Origin of the sequence: Sphingomonas adhaesiva, assembly GCF_036946305.1 — a bacterium.
GTDB classification, from domain to species: Bacteria; Pseudomonadota; Alphaproteobacteria; order Sphingomonadales; family Sphingomonadaceae; genus Sphingomonas; species Sphingomonas adhaesiva_B.
The window spans coordinates 17,537-35,454 of record NZ_JAQIJJ010000009.1; the positions used below are offsets into that span (position 1 = coordinate 17,537).

The following is a 17,918-nucleotide window of genomic DNA, read 5'->3' on the forward strand; positions in this document are numbered from 1 at the left end:
TGGGAAGCGCCGTGCGGATGCACGACCCTTCCGGGTACGAACCGCGACCCTTGCGGGCCACGGCATTGTCCAGCGATGGGGAATGGCGGGTGCGCACCCGCACGGCATGGCCGGGCCGGTCGCATCGTCCTGTCCCCGTCTCGGCGGGAGATTAAGGCACCACCGGTGCCACCCGCTGTCTCGGACGGAGCGTCGCGGACCTTCGGCCTGCGACGCGCGGGCGGTGCCATAACGGATTGTGGCGCGGGGTCAACCCGTCACGCGATCGTCATGCCGACGTCACGCCCATGACGCGGAACCTTCACCGCCATGTCGTCCGGCGCCGTCACAGCGGCGTGGAGCCACATTCCGGGGGAATATCATGACCGATCAGCGTATCGCCGACGCCTTCTGCGTCTATGACGACGGCGACGTCGACACCAATCCATCCACCGCGCCGCACCTCGCCGACCTCGTCGCGCAGCGTTACTCGCGCCGCCAGCTGATGGGCGGGATGAGCGCGATGACCACCGCCGCTTTGGGCGGCGCGCTGCTGACCGGATGCGCCGAGGACGACGATTTCCAGGAGACGGTCAGCGTCGCGGACGGCACCATCGTCCAGGCACAGGGCGGGCGCGTGGTGACGCTGACCTCTACCGCCAGCAGCAACGCGACCTCCACCACATGGACGCAGCTGAGCGGGCCGACCGTCGCGCTGACGACCAGCGGCACCTCGGTCACCTTCGTCGCGCCCAACGTCACCACTGCGACCGATATCGTGCTGCAATTCACCGCTTCCGGCCCCGCCGGGTCGAAGAGCGCACGCTCGACCGTGACGGTCAGCCCGGCGACGCTGGCCTTCGCCGCGGTGGCGAAGAACAGGAACGACGTCGTCACCGTACCGTCCGACTATAGCGTCACCGTGCTGTACCGCACCGGCGATCCGCTGGCGGCGGGGGTGGCGGCTTATGCCAACGACGGCACCGACGCGAGCTTCGCACAGCGCGCGGGCGACAATCATGACGGCATGAGCTATTTCGGGCTCGCCGCCACCGGCAGCACCCCCGACGCGAGCAGCAACACGCGCGGCGTGCTGGCGATGAACCACGAATATATCAACCAGCAGTATCTGCACGCGGTGCGCGCCACGACGGTGGTCGACGCCGCCGGCGTGTCGCGCCGGCCGGAGGGCGAGGCGCTGAAGGAGATCGAGGCGCACGGCGTCTCGGTGGTGGAGGTGACGCGCGCGGGCAATGCGGGCGCGTGGAGCTATGTCGCGTCGAGCGCGCTCAACCGCCGCATCACCCCGAACACCCCGATGACGATCAGCGGCCCGGCGGCGGGCAGCGCGCTGCTGCGCACCCGCTATTCGGCGAACGGGACGGCGGCGCGCGGCACGATCAACAATTGTGCCAACGGGCACATGCCCTGGGGCACGTATCTGACCTGCGAGGAGAATTGGGCCGGCTATTATCGCCGCGACACGGGCGACGCGGCGGTGCGCAGCGCGCTGGGCAATGCGCGCGAGAATGTGTCGCTGTCGCGCTACGGCATTTCCGAGAAGACGGCGGGGACGGGCGGCAATTACGGCTGGTCGACGGTACAGCCATCGGATGCGTCCAGCACGCTGTTCGCGAAGTGGAACGCGACCGCCAGCGCCGGTGCGGCGGCGGACGGCACCGGCGACTTCCGCTACGAACCGTTCCAGTATGGCTGGGTGGTCGAGATCGATCCCTATGATCCGACCTCGACGCCGCGCAAGCGTACCGCGCTGGGCCGGATGAATCACGAGGGCTGCATGCCCGGCCGCACGGTGGCGGGGGTGAAGCCGGCGTTCTACATGGGTGACGACGCGCGCAACGAATATATCTACAAGTTCGTGTCCGCGACCGCCTGGTCGGCGGCGGACGAGAGCGCGACCAATCGCCTCGCGACCGGCGACAAGTATCTCAATAACGGCACGCTCTACGTGGCGCGGTTCGATGCCGATGGCACGGGGCGGTGGCTGCCGCTGGTGTTCGGGCAGAACGGGCTCACCGCGTCCAACGCGACCTATGCCTTCGCCGATCAGGCCGATGTGCTCATCAACGCGCGGCTCGCCGCCGACGTGCTGGGCGCGACGCCGATGGATCGCCCGGAATGGACCGCGGTGAACCCCGTCAATGGCGAGATGTACTGCACGCTCACCAACAATTCGCAGCGTCGCACCGCCACCAGTGGCAACAACCGCGCCGTCGATGCCGCCAATCCGCGCGCCTATACCGACCCGCGCACCGACGGCGGCTCGGCCGGGACGGGCAACGTCAACGGCCATGTCGTCCGCCTGCGCGAGAATGGCGACACGACCGAGGCGACCGCCTTCACCTGGGACATCTATGCCTTCGGGGCGGGTTCCGACCTCGATCCGACCAACATCAACCTGTCGTCGCTGGATGCGACCAACGACTTCTCCTCGCCCGACGGGCTGTGGTTCGGGCTGCCGACCAACGCCGGCGGGCAGGCATCGCCGCTGCTGTTCATCCAGACCGACGACGGCGCCTATACCGACGTCACCAACTGCATGATGCTGATCGGCATGCCGGGGCGCGTCGGCGACGGCGCGGCGCGCAGCGTCACCAGCACGCTGGGCGGCAGCGCGACCGTTTCCACCCGCATCGGCGCGATGCCGGGCGCGAAGCTGAAGCGCTTCCTGGTCGGGCCGAAGGAGTGCGAGGTGACGGGGATCAGCTCGACGCCGGACGGGCGCACGATCTTCATCAACATCCAGCATCCGGGCGAGGAAGGCTCGCCGACGAACCTGACGTCGAACTGGCCGCAGTCGCAGGCCACCGGGACCGGCACGGGCCGCCCGCGCTCGGCGACGGTGGTGATCACCAAGAACGACGGCGGTGTGGTGGGGTTGTAGGCGCCGCTGCCGTCATGCCGGCATCCCGGGTTCTACGCGCCAAACCGGCGTGAGATGCGTGGAACCCTGGCCCCCGGAACAAGTGGCCCTTGTCCCCTTCAGACAAGTACGCCACCCCGGCGGAGGCCGGGGTGGCAAGAAGGATACTTGTTCGAAGGGCATAAGCACCGAACAAGTCCGGGTGACGGGGTTTTTCGGGGCGCGCTTACCCCCTTCGTCACCCCGGGCTTGACCCGGGGTCCCGCTTTCTGCGCGACGCTTCGGAAGGAGCGGGACCCCGGCTCAAGCCCGGGGTGACGGGGAGGCGCGTTACCGCCGGCGCGTCAGGATCGCATCCAGCGCTTGCAGAAAAGCCGACCGGTCCTTCGCCGAGAACGGCGCCGGGCCGCCCAGCTGGTCGCCACCGGCGCGCAGGTCGGCCATGATCGCACGCGTCGCGATGGCGCCGCCGATCGAGGCGGTGGTGAAGGGCTTGCCGGTGGGCGCCAGCACGTCGGCGCCCGCCTTCAGGCAGCGGTCGGCGAGCAGGATGTCGGCGGTCACCACCACCGCGCCCGGCGCGGCGGCCTCCGCGATCCAGTCATCCGCGGCGTCGAACCCCGCGTCGACCACCACGCGCTCCACCAGCGGATGCTGTGGCACGCGCAGCCAGGCGTTGCTGACGATCGTCACCGGGACCGACAGCCGCCACGCGACCTTGTAGATCTCGTCCTTGACCGGGCAGGCGTCGGCATCGACCAGGATGCGGCGCGTGCCCGCCGCCGCGCTCATCGCCGCGGGCGCGGGGTGCGGTGCGGCGTGTAGGGGCGGCGCTGCGGCGGCTGCGCGCGCGTCGGCGTGGGCGGGCCGTCGAGCGGTTCGATCCGCACGCCGCTCTCGTCCTCGCCATCGGCATTGGCGCTGGCGCGCACCGCTGCGGCGAAGCGGGAGGCGAGCGCGCGCGGTATCTGGAACTGCGTCTCGCCCGCGCCGATGCGGATCGCGCCGATCTCCGCCTTGGTCACATGCCCGCGGCGGCACAGCAGCGGCAGGATCCAGCGCGCGTCGGCGTTCTGGCGGCGGCCGATGTTCATGCGGAACCACACCACGTCGTCGAAGCCGGGACGATGCCCCTTCTGCTCGGCCGGCGCGCGCTCGATCATCTCCTCGGGCGCGGGGAGCGAGGCACGCTGCGCCGCCACCAAGGCCGCGGCGATATCCTCGGGCGAACGCTGCGCCAGCAGCTCGGCGGCGAGCGCGCGATCGTCCTCGTCCACCTCGACGGGCGCGAGCAGGCGTTCGAGCAGCCGCTCGCGATCCTTGGCGCGGATCGCCTCGACCGACGGCACGTCGCCCCATTCCGCGGCGATGCGCGCACCGCGCAGCATCCCCTCGACGCGACGACGGCGGGGGTAGGGGACGATCAGGACCGCGGTGCCCTTCTTGCCCGCACGGCCGGTGCGGCCGGAGCGGTGCTGCAACACCTCCGCATCGCGCGGGATCTCGACATGGATGACGAGGCTGAGCGTCGGCAGGTCGATGCCGCGCGCGGCGACGTCGGTCGCGACGCAGACACGCGCGCGGCGGTCGCGCAGTGCCTGGAGCGCGTGGTTGCGCTCATTCTGCGAATGCTCGCCCGACAGCGCCACTGCCGCGAAGCCGCGCTCGACCAACCCGGCATGGAGGTGGCGCACGTTGTCGCGCGTCGCGCAGAACAGGATCGCGGTCTCCGCTTCGTAGAAGCGCAGCAGGTTGATGACCGCATGCTCGATGTCGGACGGCGAGACGGTGATCGCGCGATAGGTGATGTCGCCATGCCCGCGCTGCTCGCTGACGGTCGAGATGCGCAGCGCGTCGCGCTGATACTTCTTCGCCAGCGCGACGATCGTCTTGGGCAAGGTGGCGGAGAAGAGCAGCGTGCGGCGCTCGGTCGGCGTCTGGTCGAGCAACGCCTCCAGATCGTCGCGGAAGCCCATGTCGAGCATCTCGTCCGCCTCGTCGAGCACCGCGGCGCGGACCTGTGACAGGTCGAGCGCGCCGCGCTCGGCATGGTCGCGCAGGCGGCCCGGCGTGCCGACGACGATATGCGCGCCGTGGTTTAGCGTGCGGCGCTCGCGGCTGGCGTCCATCCCGCCGACGCAGGTGGCGATGCGCGCGTCGGCATAGAGCCAGGCGAGTTCCTTCGCGACCTGTAGCGCCAGTTCGCGCGTCGGGGCGATCACCAGCGACAGCGGCGCGGCGGCGGGGGGCAGCGTCTCGCCCTCGGCCAGCAGCTGCTCGGCGATGGCGAGGCCGAAGGCGACGGTCTTGCCCGACCCGGTCTGGGCCGAGACGAGCAGGTCGCGGCCGTGCGCGGCCTCGGCGGTGACCTCCGCCTGCACGGGGGTGAGCGCGGCATAGCCACGCGAGTCGAGCGCGCGCGCGAGCGCGGCGGGAAGGTTCGAATTCTCCATGAAGCGTCCTACATGGGGCAAAGGGCGCGAAAAAGCCAGAGGGTGATCGTGTTCCGGCGCACGCCGGAACCCAGGGTCCCGCAGAACAACGATGGTTGGTGCGTGTGGCCCTGGGCTCCTGCGTTCGCAGGAGCACGTGCTACCAGCGATAGTTGAAGCTGATGCTGATGCGCTCGTCCTTCGCGCTGCTGGGCATCACCTCGTGGCGCAGCCAGCTTTCCCACAGGAATATCGTGCCCGGCTGCGGCTCCATATAGACGAAGGTGCCGTCGCGCTGCGGCGCGGCCATCATCATCGGCAGCCGCGGATCCTCCAGCTTGAGCGCGCCGGCACCGGGCGGGACGGCGACGTAGAAGGTGCCGGACACGACGCTGTGCGGATGGAGGTGGCCCGAATGCGTGCCGCCCGCCTTCATCACATTGACCCACAGGCTGTCGAGTTTCAGCTTCCTGCCGCCCAGATCCATGCCGACATCGCGCGCGAAGGCGGCGACGTGGCGGTCGAGGTGGCGCTTCAGGTCGGCGAAGGCGGGATCGCGCAGCGGCAGGTCGTCGAGCGAGGCATAGCTGGTATAGCCGCGGTAACCGTGCGCCTTCGACCAGCGGCGGCCGGCGGTGTCATCGGCGGCAAGCGCGAGGCAGGAGTCGTGGAGCTCAGCGAGCAGATCGGGGGCGTCGATCGTCGCGTCGTAGAACAGCGTCGGGAAGAGTGGGCGCGTGGGCATGGGCGGGACTCGGTGACGATGAGAGCGGTGTGCGGGACCCTGGATGCGGGGACAAGCCCGGTATGACGTGCCCCCAACTTCCGTTCGCCCTGAGGAGCCGTTGAGCCTGTCGAAACGGCGTCTCGAAGGGTATGCTTCGAGACGAGGCTTCGACAAGCTCAGCCTCTCCTCAGCACGAACGGGGGTGGGTTCAGGTTTACCCCAGCCGCAGCGCGACGTCGTTCATGAAGCGGGTGTCGTCGCCGTCCGCGAGCCGGTCCGCCTCGCCCGCGATCGCGCCGAGCAGGTCGGACAGCGGGTCGAGTTCGACTTTGGCGTAATTGCCGAGCACATGGCCGGTCACGCGATCCTTGTGCCCCGGATGGCCGATGCCGATGCGGACGCGGCGGAAGTCCGCGCCCAGATGCTGGTCGATCGAGCGCAGCCCGTTGTGCCCGGCGGTGCCGCCGCCCTGCTTCACCTTGACCTTCATCGGTGCGAGGTCGAGTTCGTCGTGGAAGACGGTGAGCGCGTCGAGCCCGAGCTTGTAGAAGCGCATCGCCTCGCCGACCGAGCGGCCGCTGTCGTTCATGAAGGTGGCGGGTTTCAGCAGCAGCACCCTGTGCGTGCCGATACGGCCTTCCTGTAGCCAGCCCTGGAATTTCTTCGCAGGCGGCGCGAAGCCATGGACCGCGGCGATGGCATCGATCGCCATGAAGCCGACATTGTGCCGGTGCATCGCATATTGCGCGCCCGGATTGCCCAGCCCGACCCAGAGTTGCATTGGAAACTCCCTCTCCCCTCCGGGGAGAGGGGCGGGGTGAGGGGCCGCCGCGAACGCAGCGCCTGTGGCGGCCCCTCACCCAAACCCTCTCCCCGCAGGGGAGAGGGCTTACACTTACTCGCCCTTGTCGTCCTCGGTCTCGTCGGCGGCAGCCTCTTCGGCTGCCTCGGCCGATGCGGCCTCGGCCAGCGCGGCTTCCTCGGCGGCCTGCTCCTGCGCCTCGGCGAGCATCGCCGACGGGGCGACCAGCGTCGCGACGGTGAAGTCGGGATCCTCGACCGCGGCGGTCGCGCCCTTGGGCAGGCGGACGTCGCCGATGTGGATCGTGTCGCCCACGTCCTTGCCCTTCACCGAGACCGAGATCTCGCTGGGGATGTTCGCGGCGTCGACGGTCAGCTCCAGCTCGTGCGCGACGATGTTGAGCACGCCGCCCTTCTTCAGGCCGGGCGACAGCTCCTCGTCGACGAACACGACCGGCACCGCGATCGTCACCGTCTCGTGCTCCGCGATGCGCAGGAAGTCGACGTGCGTCGGGCGGTCGGTGACCGGGTGGAAGGCGACGTCCTTCGCCAGCGTGCGCTGCCCGCCGACCATGATGACCGAGTTCATGAAGTGACCGGTCATGAGCGCCTTCACCAGCTCCTTCTCTTCGAGATGGATCGAGGCGGGCTGCTTGTTCTGGCCGTAGATCACGGCGGGGACGCGGCCGTCGCGACGCAGTGCACGGGAGGCTCCCTTGCCAACCCGGTCACGCGTCTCGGCTGCGAGCGTGATGGTGTCGCTCATTGATATGCTCCGAATACGGGTGATGTCTGTCTTCCCGACACGCCTCCAGGGATGACCATGGCGGGAAGCGGGCGCGCTTAGCCGGGGTTGAGGCAAAAGGCAAGGTTCGTCACCCCGGGCCTGACCCGGGGTCCCGCTTCTTCTGCGAGGTTGCGTCGAAAGCGGGACCCCGGATCAAGTCCGGGGTGACGGTCGCGCGATCAGTATCTTACCCGCACCGCCTTCAGTCTGTACGCGCCCAGCTGCTGCTGCACGCTCTGCGACCCCGCCAGATGCCCTGCGCCGACCGCGACGAAGACCGTCCCCGGACGCTTCATCCGCTCCGCGATCCACGCCGCCCACTTCTTGTTGCGGTCGATCAGCAGCGCCTTCGCCACCTCGGGCGAGTCCTTGAGCGACTCGTTCATCTCGCTCGCCACGCCGTCAGGATTGCCTGCCGCCCAGGCGTCGACCAGCTTGCGGAAGGTGGCGTCGGCGGTCGGCAGTTCGTCGAGCGTGCTTTCCAGCAGCTTCACCTGTGCTGGCTGCGAGATGCGGTCGAAGATGCCCAGCTGCCCCTCGAACGTCTCCAGCCCGACGATCGGCTTGCCGGTCTTGCGCGCGGCGTCGGTCAGCACCTTCTCCGGACCGTTGGCGGGATCGTAGCCCAGCTTCTGCACCGGCAGCAGCGACAGCGTGATCGCGGCGAACCACGGCCGCATCCGGTTGTACGCCGCGGGCGGCAGGCCGCCATCGGTCATCGCCTTCTCGAACGCGGGGCGATAATTGGGCGAGATCTGCTCGGTCAGCGGGGTGCCGGCGGGGGCGAACGCTTTCCCGGTGACGACGCGCTGCTGCGTCTGCGCATCGGGCTCGACCATTTCCAGCACCAGCGTCTGCGAGGCATCGAACGCCTTCTTCACCGCCTCGTCGAACCATGACAGCCCGGGGCGCAGGACGTGGATCGTGCCGAACAGATAGACGGTGGTGTCCTTGTCCTTCACCACCCACAGCGCCGGATCGGCGTCAGGCGTCGCCGCCTTGGGCTGTGCGCAGGCGGGGAGGGGGAGCGCGAGGAGCAGCGCGAGCGGGGCGGCGAGCCAGCGGGCGAGCGGTATGGTCATGGGCGCTCACCTAGCGCGCCCCTTGCGGGAAGGCGAGGGTTCCGCCACACGTCGCCGCCGTGATGGACCATCCTGCGACCGACCAGCCTCTTTCCTTCCAGGCGATGATCCTGCGGCTCCACCAATATTGGTCGGAGCGCGGGTGCGCGATCCTGCAACCCTATGACATGGAGATGGGGGCGGGGACGTTCCACACCGCGACCACGCTGCGCGCGCTGGGGCCGGACGCGTGGAACGCCGCCTATGTCCAGCCGTGCCGCCGCCCGACCGATGGCCGCTATGGCGAGAATCCCAACCGGCTCCAGCATTATTATCAGTATCAGGTGATCCTGAAGCCCAGCCCGCCCGACTTGCAGGAGCTGTACCTCGGCTCTCTGGCGGCGATCGGGGTGGACATGAGCGTCCACGACATCCGCTTCGTCGAGGACGATTGGGAAAGCCCGACGCTGGGCGCCTGGGGACTGGGCTGGGAGGTCTGGTGCGACGGGATGGAGGTGACGCAATTCACCTATTTCCAGCAGATGGGCGGCTTCGACATGAAGCCGGTCGCGGGCGAGCTGACCTACGGGCTGGAGCGGCTGGCGATGTACATCCAGAACGTCGACAATGTGTACGACCTGTGCTTCAACGACGCGGGCGTGTCGTATGGAGATGTGTTTCTCGAAAACGAGAAGCAGATGTCGACTTGGAATTTCGAGGTGGCGGATACCGACACGCTGTTCGACCAGTTCCGCAAGGCGGCGGCGGAGTGCGAGAACTGCCTCGCCGCGAAGCTGCCGATCCCGGCGTATGAGCAGGCGATCAAGGCGAGCCACACGTTCAACCTGTTGCAGGCGCGCGGCGTAATCTCGGTCGCGGAGCGGCAGGCGTATATCGGGCGCGTGCGCGATCTCGCGAAAGCGGCGTGCGCGGCGCATATGGAGAAGCACGGGTGGGCGGAGCAGCTCAAGGTTCCGACGACGTGAAGCGTCGTTGGAATAGCTGCGGAGGGGGCTTGATGTTCACGCGAAGCCGCGACGACGCGAAGAGGTCGGTTCACGCGGAGGCGCGGAGACGCGGAGAGCCAACGCTCGCCGATATGCCGCGCGTCAGCGCAATCCCTGCTCGTGCTGCCAGCGGGGTAATGGTTGGCCGCTGGCGCGGTCGGGCAGCCGCGTGCGCGACATCCTCCGCGTCTCCGCGCCTCCGCGTGAACCCCCTTCTTCTTTGCGGCTTCGCGTCTTCGCGTGAATCCACCTGCACGGCCGATATCGCATGACCGACTTCCTGCTCGAACTCCGCTCCGAGGAAATCCCCGCCCGGATGCAGGCGAAGGCGCGCGAGGATCTGGCGCGGCTGTTCGCGGGGGAACTCGCCAAGGCCGGCCTCGCCGCGACCGAGACGGTGACCTATGCCACGCCGCGCCGCCTCGCGCTGATCCTGCGCGGACTGCCGGAGGCGACCGAGGCGGTGAGCGAGGAGGTCAAGGGCCCCAAGGCGAGCGCCCCGGCGCAGGCGCTGGAGGGGTTCCTGCGCAAGACCGGCCTGACGCGCGAGCAGCTGGTCGAGCGCGACGGCGTGTTCTTCGCCGTCAGCGAGAAGCCGGGTCGCGCCACCACCGAAGTGCTGGCGGAGGCGATCCCGGCGGTGATCCGCGCGTTTCCGTGGCCCAAGTCGATGCGCTGGGGCGCGGCGTCCGCCTCCACCGAATCGCTGCGCTGGGTGCGCCCGCTGCAGGGCATCGTCGCGCTGTTCGGCGAGGCGGTGGTGCCGGCGAGCATCGCGGGTGTCGAGAGCGGGGCGGCGACGGTCGGGCATCGCTTCCACCATCCGGGCAGCATCACGATCGGGTCGGCGGACGACTATGTCGAGAAGCTGCGCGCCTGCCACGTCATCGTCGACCAGGCCGAGCGGGAATCGATCATCGCGCTGGGTGCCACGATGTTGACCGCGAAGGCGGGGCTGACCCTGGTGCGCGACGAAGGGCTGCTGGCGGAGAATGCCGGGCTGACCGAATATCCGATCCCGCTGTTGGGCCGGTTCGACGCGGCGTTCCTCGACGTCCCGCCCGAGGTGATCCAGCTGACCGCGCGGGTGAACCAGAAGTATTTCGTGTGCCGGGACGCCGAGGGGAAGCTGGCGAATGCCTTCGTCTGCACCGCGAACATCGACGCGGCGGACGGCGGTGCGAAGATCGTCGAGGGCAATCGCAAGGTGCTCGCCGCGCGGCTGAGCGACGCGCGCTTCTTCTACGACACCGATCTGAAGACGCCGCTGGCGGAGCAGGCGAGCAGGCTGGACCGGATCGTCTTCCACGAGAAGCTGGGGACGGTGGCGGACAAGGTGGAGCGCGTCGCGAGGCTGGCGCGGTGGCTGGTGGAAGAGGGCGTCGTTGGTTCTAAGCCCTCTCCCCGTCGGGGAGAGGGTTTGGGTGAGGGGCAGGTGTCTCACAGAGAAGTCCCGCCCGCGGCAGCCCCTCACCCCGACCCTCTCCCCGCAGAAGAGAGGGGGAAGCTCGCGGATCAGGCGGAGCGTGCTGCCAGGCTCGCGAAGGCCGATCTCGTCACCGGGATGGTCGGCGAGTTCCCCGAGTTGCAGGGGCTGATCGGCGGCTATTACGCCGCCGCGCAGGGCGAGGACGCCGCGGTCGCTGAGGCGGTGCGCGATCACTACAAGCCGGTCGGGGCGGGCGACGACCTGCCGACCGCGCCGGTGACGGTCGCGGTGGCGCTGGCGGACAAGCTGGACAGCCTCCAGCAGTTCTTCGCGATCGGACAGGCGCCGACGGGGTCCAAAGACCCGTTCGCCTTGCGCCGCTCGGCACTCGGCGTGATCCGGCTGCTGACCGAGAATGGGCTGCGGTATCGCGTGCCCGGCGACCTGCTCGACTTCTTCGCTGATCGCCTGAAGGTGCAGCAGCGCGAAGCAGGCGTCCGACACGACCTGATCGACGCGGTGTTCGCGCTCGGCGGTGAGGACGATCTCGTCCGCCTGCTCGCGCGGGTGCGGGCGTTGCAGTCGTTCGTGACCACCGACGACGGCGCGAACCTGCTCGCGGGGTACAAGCGGGCGGCGAACATCCTGAAGAAGGAAGGGTGGGGCGCGCCCTCCACGAACGATCGTCACCCCCGGCCTTGAGCCGGGGTCCCGCTTCTTGGACGCGGAGGATAGCGGGACCCCGGGTCAAGCCCGGGGTGACGATACGACGGCGTATGCGGCAGAACCCGCCGAGGCCGCGCTCATCGCCGCGCTCGACACCGCCGAACCCGCCGCCGCCGCCGCGGTCGCGCGCGAGGATTTCGAGGGCGCGATGGCCGCGCTCGCCACGTTGCGCGCGCCGATCGACCGCTTCTTCGACGACGTCACCGTCAACGACGCCGATCCCGCCAAGCGGGCGGCCCGGCTCGCGTTGCTGGCGCGGGTGCGCGATGCCGTGCACGGCGTGGCGGATTTCTCGCGGATCGAGGGGTAAAGCCGGGCTGTCCCGCCCTCGATCGAGAAACGTATTGCAATCATCGCCGCGACCGTGTGTTGCAGCGCACAAACATACGTATGCACAGGAGACGTGACGATGGCGACCGCGGCGCAGGCAGGGACGGACACGCAATACGTCTATCGCTTCGGCGGTGGCGTCTCCGATGGCGGCAGGGGCGACAAGAACCTGCTGGGCGGCAAGGGTTCCAACCTCGCCGAGATGGCGTCGATCGACCTGCCGGTGCCGCCGGGCTTCACCATCTCCACCGCGATGTGCGCACGTTACTATGACGAGGGCGAGCGCTTTCCCGACTCGCTGGAGGCCGAGGTGGCCAACGGCATCGCCCATATCGAGCAGGTGACCGGCAAGACGTTCGGCGACGCGGCCGATCCGTTGCTGGTGTCGGTCCGCTCCGGCGCGCGCGTGTCGATGCCGGGCATGATGGACACCGTCCTGAATCTGGGCCTCAACGATGCGACGGTCGAGGGGCTGGCGGCGGCGAGCGGGGACGAGCGCTTCGCGTGGGACAGCTATCGCCGCTTCATCCAGATGTATTCGGACGTAGTGCTGGAGCTGGACCACGGCGCGTTCGAGGAAGCGCTGGAGATCGCCAAGGAGGATCGCGGCTTCACGCTGGATACCGAGCTGGCGGCGGCGGACTGGAAGGAACTGGTCGCCGAGTACAAGAGGCTGGTCGAGGCGGAATGGGGCAAGCCCTTCCCGCAGGACGTGCATGACCAATTGTGGGGCGCGGTCGGCGCGGTGTTCGGATCGTGGCAGTCGGAGCGCGCCAAGGTCTATCGCCGGTTGAACGACATCCCCGGCGACTGGGGCACCGCGGTCAACGTGCAGGCGATGGTGTTCGGCAACATGGGCGATACGTCCGCGACCGGCGTCGCCTTCACGCGCGATCCGTCGAAGGGCGACCGCGCCTATTACGGCGAATTCCTGATCAACGCGCAGGGCGAGGACGTGGTCGCGGGCATCCGCACGCCGCAATATCTGACCAAGGCAGCACGCGAGGAGGCGGGCGCGAAGCCCGCGTCGATGGAAGAGGCGATGCCGGAGGTCTATCGCGAGCTGGCCGCGGTCTTCGACACGCTGGAAACGCACTATCGCGACATGCAGGACATCGAATTCACCGTCGAGCGCGGCAAATTGTGGATGCTCCAGACGCGCTCGGGCAAGCGCACCGCCAAGGCGGCGCTGAAGATCGCGGTCGAAATGGCGAACGAAGGCCTGATCACGCGGCAGGAGGCGATCGCGCGCGTCGAGCCGCAGGCGCTGGACCAGCTGCTGCACCCGACGCTGGACCCGAATGCGCCGCGCGACGTGCTGACCAAGGGGCTGCCCGCCTCGCCGGGGGCGGCGAGCGGCGCGACGGTGTTCGATGCCGACACCGCCGAGCGCTGGGCCGCGGACGGCAAGGCGGTGATCCTGGTGCGCACCGAAACCTCGCCGGAGGATATCCACGGGATGCACGCGGCGAAGGGCATCCTGACCGCGCGGGGCGGGATGACCAGCCACGCCGCGGTGGTGGCGCGTGGCATGGGGCGGCCGTGCGTGTCGGGCGCGGGAACGCTGTCGATCGACGCCAGGGCGAAGATCGCGCGGGTCGCGGGGCGTGAGGTGCGCGAGGGCGATATCCTGACCATCGATGGCGCCACCGGCGAGGTGATGGTGGGCGAGGTCGCGACGATCCAGCCCGAGCTGGCGGGCGATTTCGGCACGTTGATGGAATGGGCCGACGAGGTCCGCCGGCTGAAGGTGCGCGCCAATGCGGAGACGCCGCTCGATTGCCGCACCGCGCGCGATTTCGGCGCGGAGGGCGTCGGGCTGTGCCGGACCGAGCATATGTTCTTCGACGCCGCGCGCATCACCGCGGTGCGCCAGATGATCCTGGCCGAGGACGAGGCGGGGCGGCGTGCGGCGCTGGAGAAACTGCTGCCCGAACAGCGCGCCGACTTCACCGCGATCTTCGAGGTGATGGCGGGGCTGCCGGTCACCGTCCGGCTGCTCGACCCGCCGCTGCACGAATTCCTGCCGCACGAGGAGAATGAGTTCGCCGAGGTGGCCGCCGCGGCGGGCGTCGCGGTCGACCAGCTCAAGCGCCGCGCGGCGGAGTTGCACGAGTTCAACCCGATGCTGGGGCATCGCGGCTGCCGGCTGGGTGTGACCTATCCCGAAATCTACGAGATGCAGGCGCGCGCGATCTTCGAGGCGGCGATCGACGTCGCGGAAAAATCGGGTGAGGCGCCGATCCCGGAGGTGATGATCCCGCTGGTCGCGACCAAGCGCGAGCTGGACCTGATGAAGGCGGTGGTCGACGCCGCGGCGAAGGATGTGTTCGCCGAGCGCGGGCGCACGGTGGAGTATCTGGTCGGCACGATGATCGAGTTGCCGCGTGCCGCGCTGAAGGCGGGCGAGATCGCGGAGACGGGCGAGTTTTTCTCCTTCGGCACCAACGACCTGACGCAGACGACGTTGGGCGTCAGCCGCGACGATGCCGCACGCTTCCTGGGCGCCTATGTCGAGAAGGGGATCTACGCCAAGGATCCGTTCGTCAGCCTCGATGTGGACGGCGTCGGCGAACTGGTGAAGCTGGCCGCCGAGCGCGGACGCGCGACGCGCAGCGGCATCAAGCTGGGCATCTGCGGCGAGCATGGCGGCGATCCGGCCTCGATCCACTTCTGCGAGAGCGTGGGGCTGGATTACGTCTCCGCCTCGCCGTATCGTGTGCCGATCGCCCGGCTGGCGGCCGCTCAGGCCGCGCTGAAGGCGAACGGATAGGAGCGAGCGGATGAAACCCTGGGCGCGGTATCTGACGGGCATCGCGCTGGGGCTCATCGCCGGGGTCGGCTACGCCACCTACAGCGTCCATAGCGGGGCGCTGGGGTCCGGCATGCGGATCGGCGCATGGGAGACGGGAACCGATCTCGGCACCGTCGACCAGAGCGCGCGGACGCGTGCGGTGGTGGCGCGCCGCGGCCTGCTCGCGCTGCCCGCGCGCGAGGCGCGTTACTATACCGCCAGCACCGACGATGCCGGCCGTCCGCTGGAGGGCAGGTGCCGCTATCGCGTGACCGGGGGCGTGCTGCCGGCGAAATGGTGGAGCCTGACGCTGTACGATCGCGACGGCTATCTGGCGGGCGACGGACCCTATTCGATCGGCAGCGCCGCGCTGTCGCCGACGGAGGCGGCGCGCTGGACGGTCCTGATCGCACCGGAGCGGCAGGACGGGCGCTGGCTGCCGAGCGCGGGGCTGGACCGGTTCGAGCTGACGCTGCGTACCTATCTGCCGGAGAATGAAGGGCGGACCAGTCCGGCGCGCGACCAGTTGCCCAGCATCCGGCGGGAGGCCTGCGCATGACCCGCCTGTCGCTGCGCCCGTGGTTGTGGCCCGCGCTGCTGGGCGTCGTCGTCGCGCTGATCGCCTATCAGGCGACGCTGCGGCGCACCCCCAATGTATTGATGGCGGCGGCGGAGCGGCGGCTGGCGAAGGTGGGCGGTGTCAACGTCTTCGCGCACACGCCGCTGGCGACGCAGAGATCGCGCGCGGTGGTGCGGCCCAGCCCCGACCTCGCTTATTCCAGTTGCGTCTTCGACCTGTCGAAGGGGGTGGTGACGATCGACGTCGCGCCGGTGCCCGCACGCTACTGGTCGCTGTCGGTGTTCGACGCCCGCACCGACGTGGCGTTCGTGCGCAACAATGTGGAGACGCGGGGGCAGCCGATCCGGGTGGCGCTGCTGACGCCGGGGCAGGTGGCGCCGGCGGGGTATCAGCCGGTGACGGTCTCCGGCGGACATGGCGTCGCACTGATCCGGGTGCTGGTGGACGACCGCACGCAGTTTCCGGCGATCGACGCCGCGCGACGGGGATCGCGGTGCGGGGTGGCGGCGGCTGGATAGGCGCGCGTAACGTTGCCACGGACCGGCTTGGGGGATCGTTGGAAAACGTCATCACCGTCATGCTGGGGTTGTTCGGTGCTTGTCGCATTCAGACCAGTACGCCACCCCGGCGAAGGCCGGGGTCCAGTCGGGAAGGTCGCGGTGACGACGCACAGCGCTCGCCGACCCTTGTTTCCCGACTGGACCCCGGCCTTCGCCGGGGCGGCAGGAAGAATTCTTGTTTGAAGGGGATAAGCACCGAACAAGTCCGGGGTGACGGTTACCGTGAGGTGCGCGAGGCGGTTGTTGCTCTGGGTATCTAGTGCTCCGGCGCAGGCCGGAGCGCAGGGTCAGGCAGAGCGACATTCGATGTGGCCAACAACCCTGGGCTCCTGCCTGCGCAGGAGCACGGTGTGGACTTTGCGACGACAAGGTAGTGAGGAACTCGCTTCGCTGCTGACAGCGGCCTGTCAGAGGATCGAGCGGTCGGTGCGGTGCGCGGGTTCCGCGGCCGAGCGGGCGGTCAGACGGTCGTCGTGGACGACGCGATCGCCCGTCACGGTCCGGTCGTCATGAACCACGCGATCTCCCACGACCGGGCGGTCGTCGCGAACCACGCGTTCCTCTACCACCGCGGGACGCTCCTTCACCAGCCGCGCATTCTCGCGCTCCAGTTCGGCGATGCGCTTGTTGGTGGTGGCATGCGCGTCGCGTTCGGCGGCGTAGCGCGTCTTCCACTTCCTGCCGCCCGGGTGGCTTGCCAGCCCGAACAGCCAGCCCGCGATCAGCGCGACCGCCAGCGCGATATATTGCGTGGGGGTGGTGAACAGCATCGCTTCCCTCCTGTTACGCCATCTCAACGACAGGAGGGGGCGGCTGTTCCTTACGGTCCGCCCTTGATGAAGCTGTCGTTGATCGAGCAGGCCGCCGGACCCAGGATGACGACGAACAGCACCGGCAGGATGAACAGGATCAGCGGCACCGTCATGATCGCGGGCAGGCGGGCGGCCTTCTCCTCGGCGCGCATCATGCGTTCGTTGCGGAATTCCGCCGACAGCACGCGCAGCGCGCTGGCCAGCGGGGTGCCGTATTTCTCGGTCTGGATCATCGTGGTGACGACGCCCTTCACCGCCTCCAGGTCGACGCGGGTCGAGAGGTTTTCGAACGCCTGCCGCCGATCGGTCAGGAAGCCCAGTTCGATCGCGGTCAGCGCGAATTCCTCGCCCAGCTCGGGATAGGCGCGGCCCAGCTCCTTCGACACGCGATGGAAGGCGGCGTCGACGGTCAGCCCCGCCTCGGCGCAGATCACCAGCAGGTCGAGCGCGTCGGGCAGGCCCTTGCGGATCGCGTCGCTGCGCTTGCCGATCTTGTTCTTCAGGTACAGGTCGGGCGCCTTGTACGCCGCCACCAGCGTGACCGCGACCAGCGCATAGCGCTTGAGCGCGCTCCAGTCCGGGAAGGCGTCCAGCACATAGACATAGACGATCATCAGCCCGCCGAACACGATCGGCAGCACCAGCCGGCCGAAGATGACCGCGACCGCCCATTCCTTCTTGCGGATGCCGGCCTGGAGCAGCTTGAGCTGCGCCACCTTCACCTGTTCGTCCTGCAACACGCGCAGCGAGGACAGGAACGTGCGCAGCCGGTCGGCGGTCTCGTTCTTCTGCACCAGCTTCGCGCGGCGCTTGCTGGTGGAGGCGGTGATGCCGGCCTTCAGCTGTTCGCGGCGGTCGTTGAGCGCCTTTACGCGCTTCGCCATCGGATCGCGCACGCCGAGCGCGGCATAGATGGCGAGGAACACCGCCGCGGCGGCGACGCCCGACAGCATCGTCGCCAGCGTGACGACATCGAAGCCTAGGAAGGTGGGGTGAGCGGGTTCCATCG

The 17,918-nt window shown here is 68.9% G+C and carries 15 protein-coding genes; 7 read left to right on the plus strand and 8 right to left on the minus strand.

All coding sequences use genetic code 11. From position 1 onward, the window contains the following. Nucleotides 1–361 precede the first annotated feature (361 nt). Entirely contained in the window at nucleotides 362–2,884 is a 2,523-nt protein-coding gene (locus PGN14_RS14495) for a PhoX family protein (RefSeq protein WP_335300301.1), read from the plus strand. Nucleotides 2,885–3,193: 309 nt separating this feature from the next. On the opposite strand, the gene PGN14_RS14500 is transcribed toward PGN14_RS14495, so the two are convergent. The 6 genes from PGN14_RS14500 to PGN14_RS14525 form a co-directional block, all read right to left on the minus strand. Next, nucleotides 3,194–3,655: a YaiI/YqxD family protein gene (locus tag PGN14_RS14500; protein ID WP_335300302.1), complete on the minus strand. Its 462-nt coding sequence runs from the start codon at nucleotides 3,653–3,655 to the stop codon at nucleotides 3,194–3,196. Next, the gene (locus PGN14_RS14505) at nucleotides 3,652–5,316 is read right to left on the minus strand and encodes a DEAD/DEAH box helicase (RefSeq protein WP_335300303.1); all 1,665 of its coding nucleotides are present in this window, start codon (nucleotides 5,314–5,316) and stop codon (nucleotides 3,652–3,654) included. Before PGN14_RS14505 ends, PGN14_RS14500 begins: the two co-directional genes overlap by 4 nt. A gap of 139 nt (nucleotides 5,317–5,455) precedes the next feature. Further along, the gene (locus PGN14_RS14510; RefSeq protein ID WP_335300304.1) at nucleotides 5,456–6,040 is read right to left on the minus strand and encodes a TIGR02466 family protein; all 585 of its coding nucleotides are present in this window, start codon (nucleotides 6,038–6,040) and stop codon (nucleotides 5,456–5,458) included. A 196-nt stretch (nucleotides 6,041–6,236) separates the two neighbouring features. Then, nucleotides 6,237–6,803: an aminoacyl-tRNA hydrolase gene (gene pth, locus PGN14_RS14515; protein ID WP_335300305.1), complete on the minus strand. Its 567-nt coding sequence runs from the start codon at nucleotides 6,801–6,803 to the stop codon at nucleotides 6,237–6,239. 114 nt (nucleotides 6,804–6,917) lie between these two features. Further along, nucleotides 6,918–7,589 (minus strand): 50S ribosomal protein L25/general stress protein Ctc, encoded by a 672-nt coding sequence (locus PGN14_RS14520; RefSeq protein ID WP_335300306.1) that lies wholly within the window; start codon nucleotides 7,587–7,589, stop codon nucleotides 6,918–6,920. Between the two features lie 200 nt (nucleotides 7,590–7,789). Further along, the gene (locus tag PGN14_RS14525) at nucleotides 7,790–8,692 is read right to left on the minus strand and encodes a TraB/GumN family protein (RefSeq protein ID WP_335300307.1); all 903 of its coding nucleotides are present in this window, start codon (nucleotides 8,690–8,692) and stop codon (nucleotides 7,790–7,792) included. A gap of 62 nt (nucleotides 8,693–8,754) precedes the next feature. Between PGN14_RS14525 and PGN14_RS14530 the strand changes: the two genes are divergently transcribed. The 6 genes from PGN14_RS14530 (at nucleotide 8,755) to PGN14_RS14555 (ending at nucleotide 16,055) form a co-directional block, all read left to right on the plus strand. After that, nucleotides 8,755–9,657 (plus strand): glycine--tRNA ligase subunit alpha, encoded by a 903-nt coding sequence (locus tag PGN14_RS14530; RefSeq protein ID WP_443019532.1) that lies wholly within the window; start codon nucleotides 8,755–8,757, stop codon nucleotides 9,655–9,657. A 289-nt stretch (nucleotides 9,658–9,946) separates the two neighbouring features. Continuing rightward, nucleotides 9,947–11,809 (plus strand): glycine--tRNA ligase subunit beta, encoded by a 1,863-nt coding sequence (gene glyS / locus PGN14_RS14535; RefSeq protein ID WP_335300308.1) that lies wholly within the window; start codon nucleotides 9,947–9,949, stop codon nucleotides 11,807–11,809. Between the two features lie 16 nt (nucleotides 11,810–11,825). After that, nucleotides 11,826–12,143 carry a DALR anticodon-binding domain-containing protein gene (locus PGN14_RS14540; RefSeq protein ID WP_335300309.1) on the plus strand — a complete coding sequence of 106 codons (318 nt, stop codon included), beginning with the start codon at nucleotides 11,826–11,828 and terminating at the stop codon, nucleotides 12,141–12,143. Between the two features lie 99 nt (nucleotides 12,144–12,242). Then, the gene (gene ppdK / locus PGN14_RS14545; RefSeq protein ID WP_335300310.1) at nucleotides 12,243–14,936 is read left to right on the plus strand and encodes a pyruvate, phosphate dikinase; all 2,694 of its coding nucleotides are present in this window, start codon (nucleotides 12,243–12,245) and stop codon (nucleotides 14,934–14,936) included. A 10-nt stretch (nucleotides 14,937–14,946) separates the two neighbouring features. After that, nucleotides 14,947–15,516, plus strand: a complete 570-nt coding sequence (locus PGN14_RS14550; protein ID WP_335300311.1) for a DUF1214 domain-containing protein — start codon at nucleotides 14,947–14,949, stop codon at nucleotides 15,514–15,516. Then, on the plus strand, nucleotides 15,513–16,055 hold the full coding sequence (locus PGN14_RS14555) for a DUF1254 domain-containing protein (RefSeq protein ID WP_335300312.1): 543 nt from the start codon (nucleotides 15,513–15,515) through the stop codon (nucleotides 16,053–16,055). Before PGN14_RS14550 ends, PGN14_RS14555 begins: the two co-directional genes overlap by 4 nt. A 449-nt stretch (nucleotides 16,056–16,504) precedes the next feature. On the opposite strand, the gene PGN14_RS14560 is transcribed toward PGN14_RS14555, so the two are convergent. Further along, nucleotides 16,505–16,867 carry a hypothetical protein gene (locus tag PGN14_RS14560; protein ID WP_335300313.1) on the minus strand — a complete coding sequence of 121 codons (363 nt, stop codon included), beginning with the start codon at nucleotides 16,865–16,867 and terminating at the stop codon, nucleotides 16,505–16,507. 50 nt (nucleotides 16,868–16,917) lie between these two features. Further along, the gene (locus PGN14_RS14565) at nucleotides 16,918–17,916 is read right to left on the minus strand and encodes a type II secretion system F family protein (RefSeq protein ID WP_335300314.1); all 999 of its coding nucleotides are present in this window, start codon (nucleotides 17,914–17,916) and stop codon (nucleotides 16,918–16,920) included. Between the last annotated feature and the right edge of the window lie 2 nt (nucleotides 17,917–17,918).

Excerpts from the sequence above, each read along its gene's own strand:
- PGN14_RS14495 (WP_335300301.1), top strand. The coding sequence starts at position 362 with ATGACCGATCAGCGTATCGCCGACGCCTTCTGCGTCTATGACGACGGC.
- PGN14_RS14500 (WP_335300302.1), bottom strand. The coding sequence starts at position 3,655 with ATGAGCGCGGCGGCGGGCACGCGCCGCATCCTGGTCGATGCCGACGCC.
- PGN14_RS14505 (WP_335300303.1), bottom strand. The coding sequence starts at position 5,316 with ATGGAGAATTCGAACCTTCCCGCCGCGCTCGCGCGCGCGCTCGACTCG.
- PGN14_RS14510 (WP_335300304.1), bottom strand. The coding sequence starts at position 6,040 with ATGCCCACGCGCCCACTCTTCCCGACGCTGTTCTACGACGCGACGATC.
- pth (WP_335300305.1), bottom strand. The coding sequence starts at position 6,803 with ATGCAACTCTGGGTCGGGCTGGGCAATCCGGGCGCGCAATATGCGATG.
- PGN14_RS14520 (WP_335300306.1), bottom strand. The coding sequence starts at position 7,589 with ATGAGCGACACCATCACGCTCGCAGCCGAGACGCGTGACCGGGTTGGC.
- PGN14_RS14525 (WP_335300307.1), bottom strand. The coding sequence starts at position 8,692 with ATGACCATACCGCTCGCCCGCTGGCTCGCCGCCCCGCTCGCGCTGCTC.
- PGN14_RS14530 (WP_443019532.1), top strand. The coding sequence starts at position 8,755 with ATGGACCATCCTGCGACCGACCAGCCTCTTTCCTTCCAGGCGATGATC.
- glyS (WP_335300308.1), top strand. The coding sequence starts at position 9,947 with ATGACCGACTTCCTGCTCGAACTCCGCTCCGAGGAAATCCCCGCCCGG.
- ppdK (WP_335300310.1), top strand. The coding sequence starts at position 12,243 with ATGGCGACCGCGGCGCAGGCAGGGACGGACACGCAATACGTCTATCGC.
- PGN14_RS14550 (WP_335300311.1), top strand. The coding sequence starts at position 14,947 with ATGAAACCCTGGGCGCGGTATCTGACGGGCATCGCGCTGGGGCTCATC.
- PGN14_RS14555 (WP_335300312.1), top strand. The coding sequence starts at position 15,513 with ATGACCCGCCTGTCGCTGCGCCCGTGGTTGTGGCCCGCGCTGCTGGGC.
- PGN14_RS14560 (WP_335300313.1), bottom strand. The coding sequence starts at position 16,867 with ATGCTGTTCACCACCCCCACGCAATATATCGCGCTGGCGGTCGCGCTG.
- PGN14_RS14565 (WP_335300314.1), bottom strand. The coding sequence starts at position 17,916 with ATGGAACCCGCTCACCCCACCTTCCTAGGCTTCGATGTCGTCACGCTG.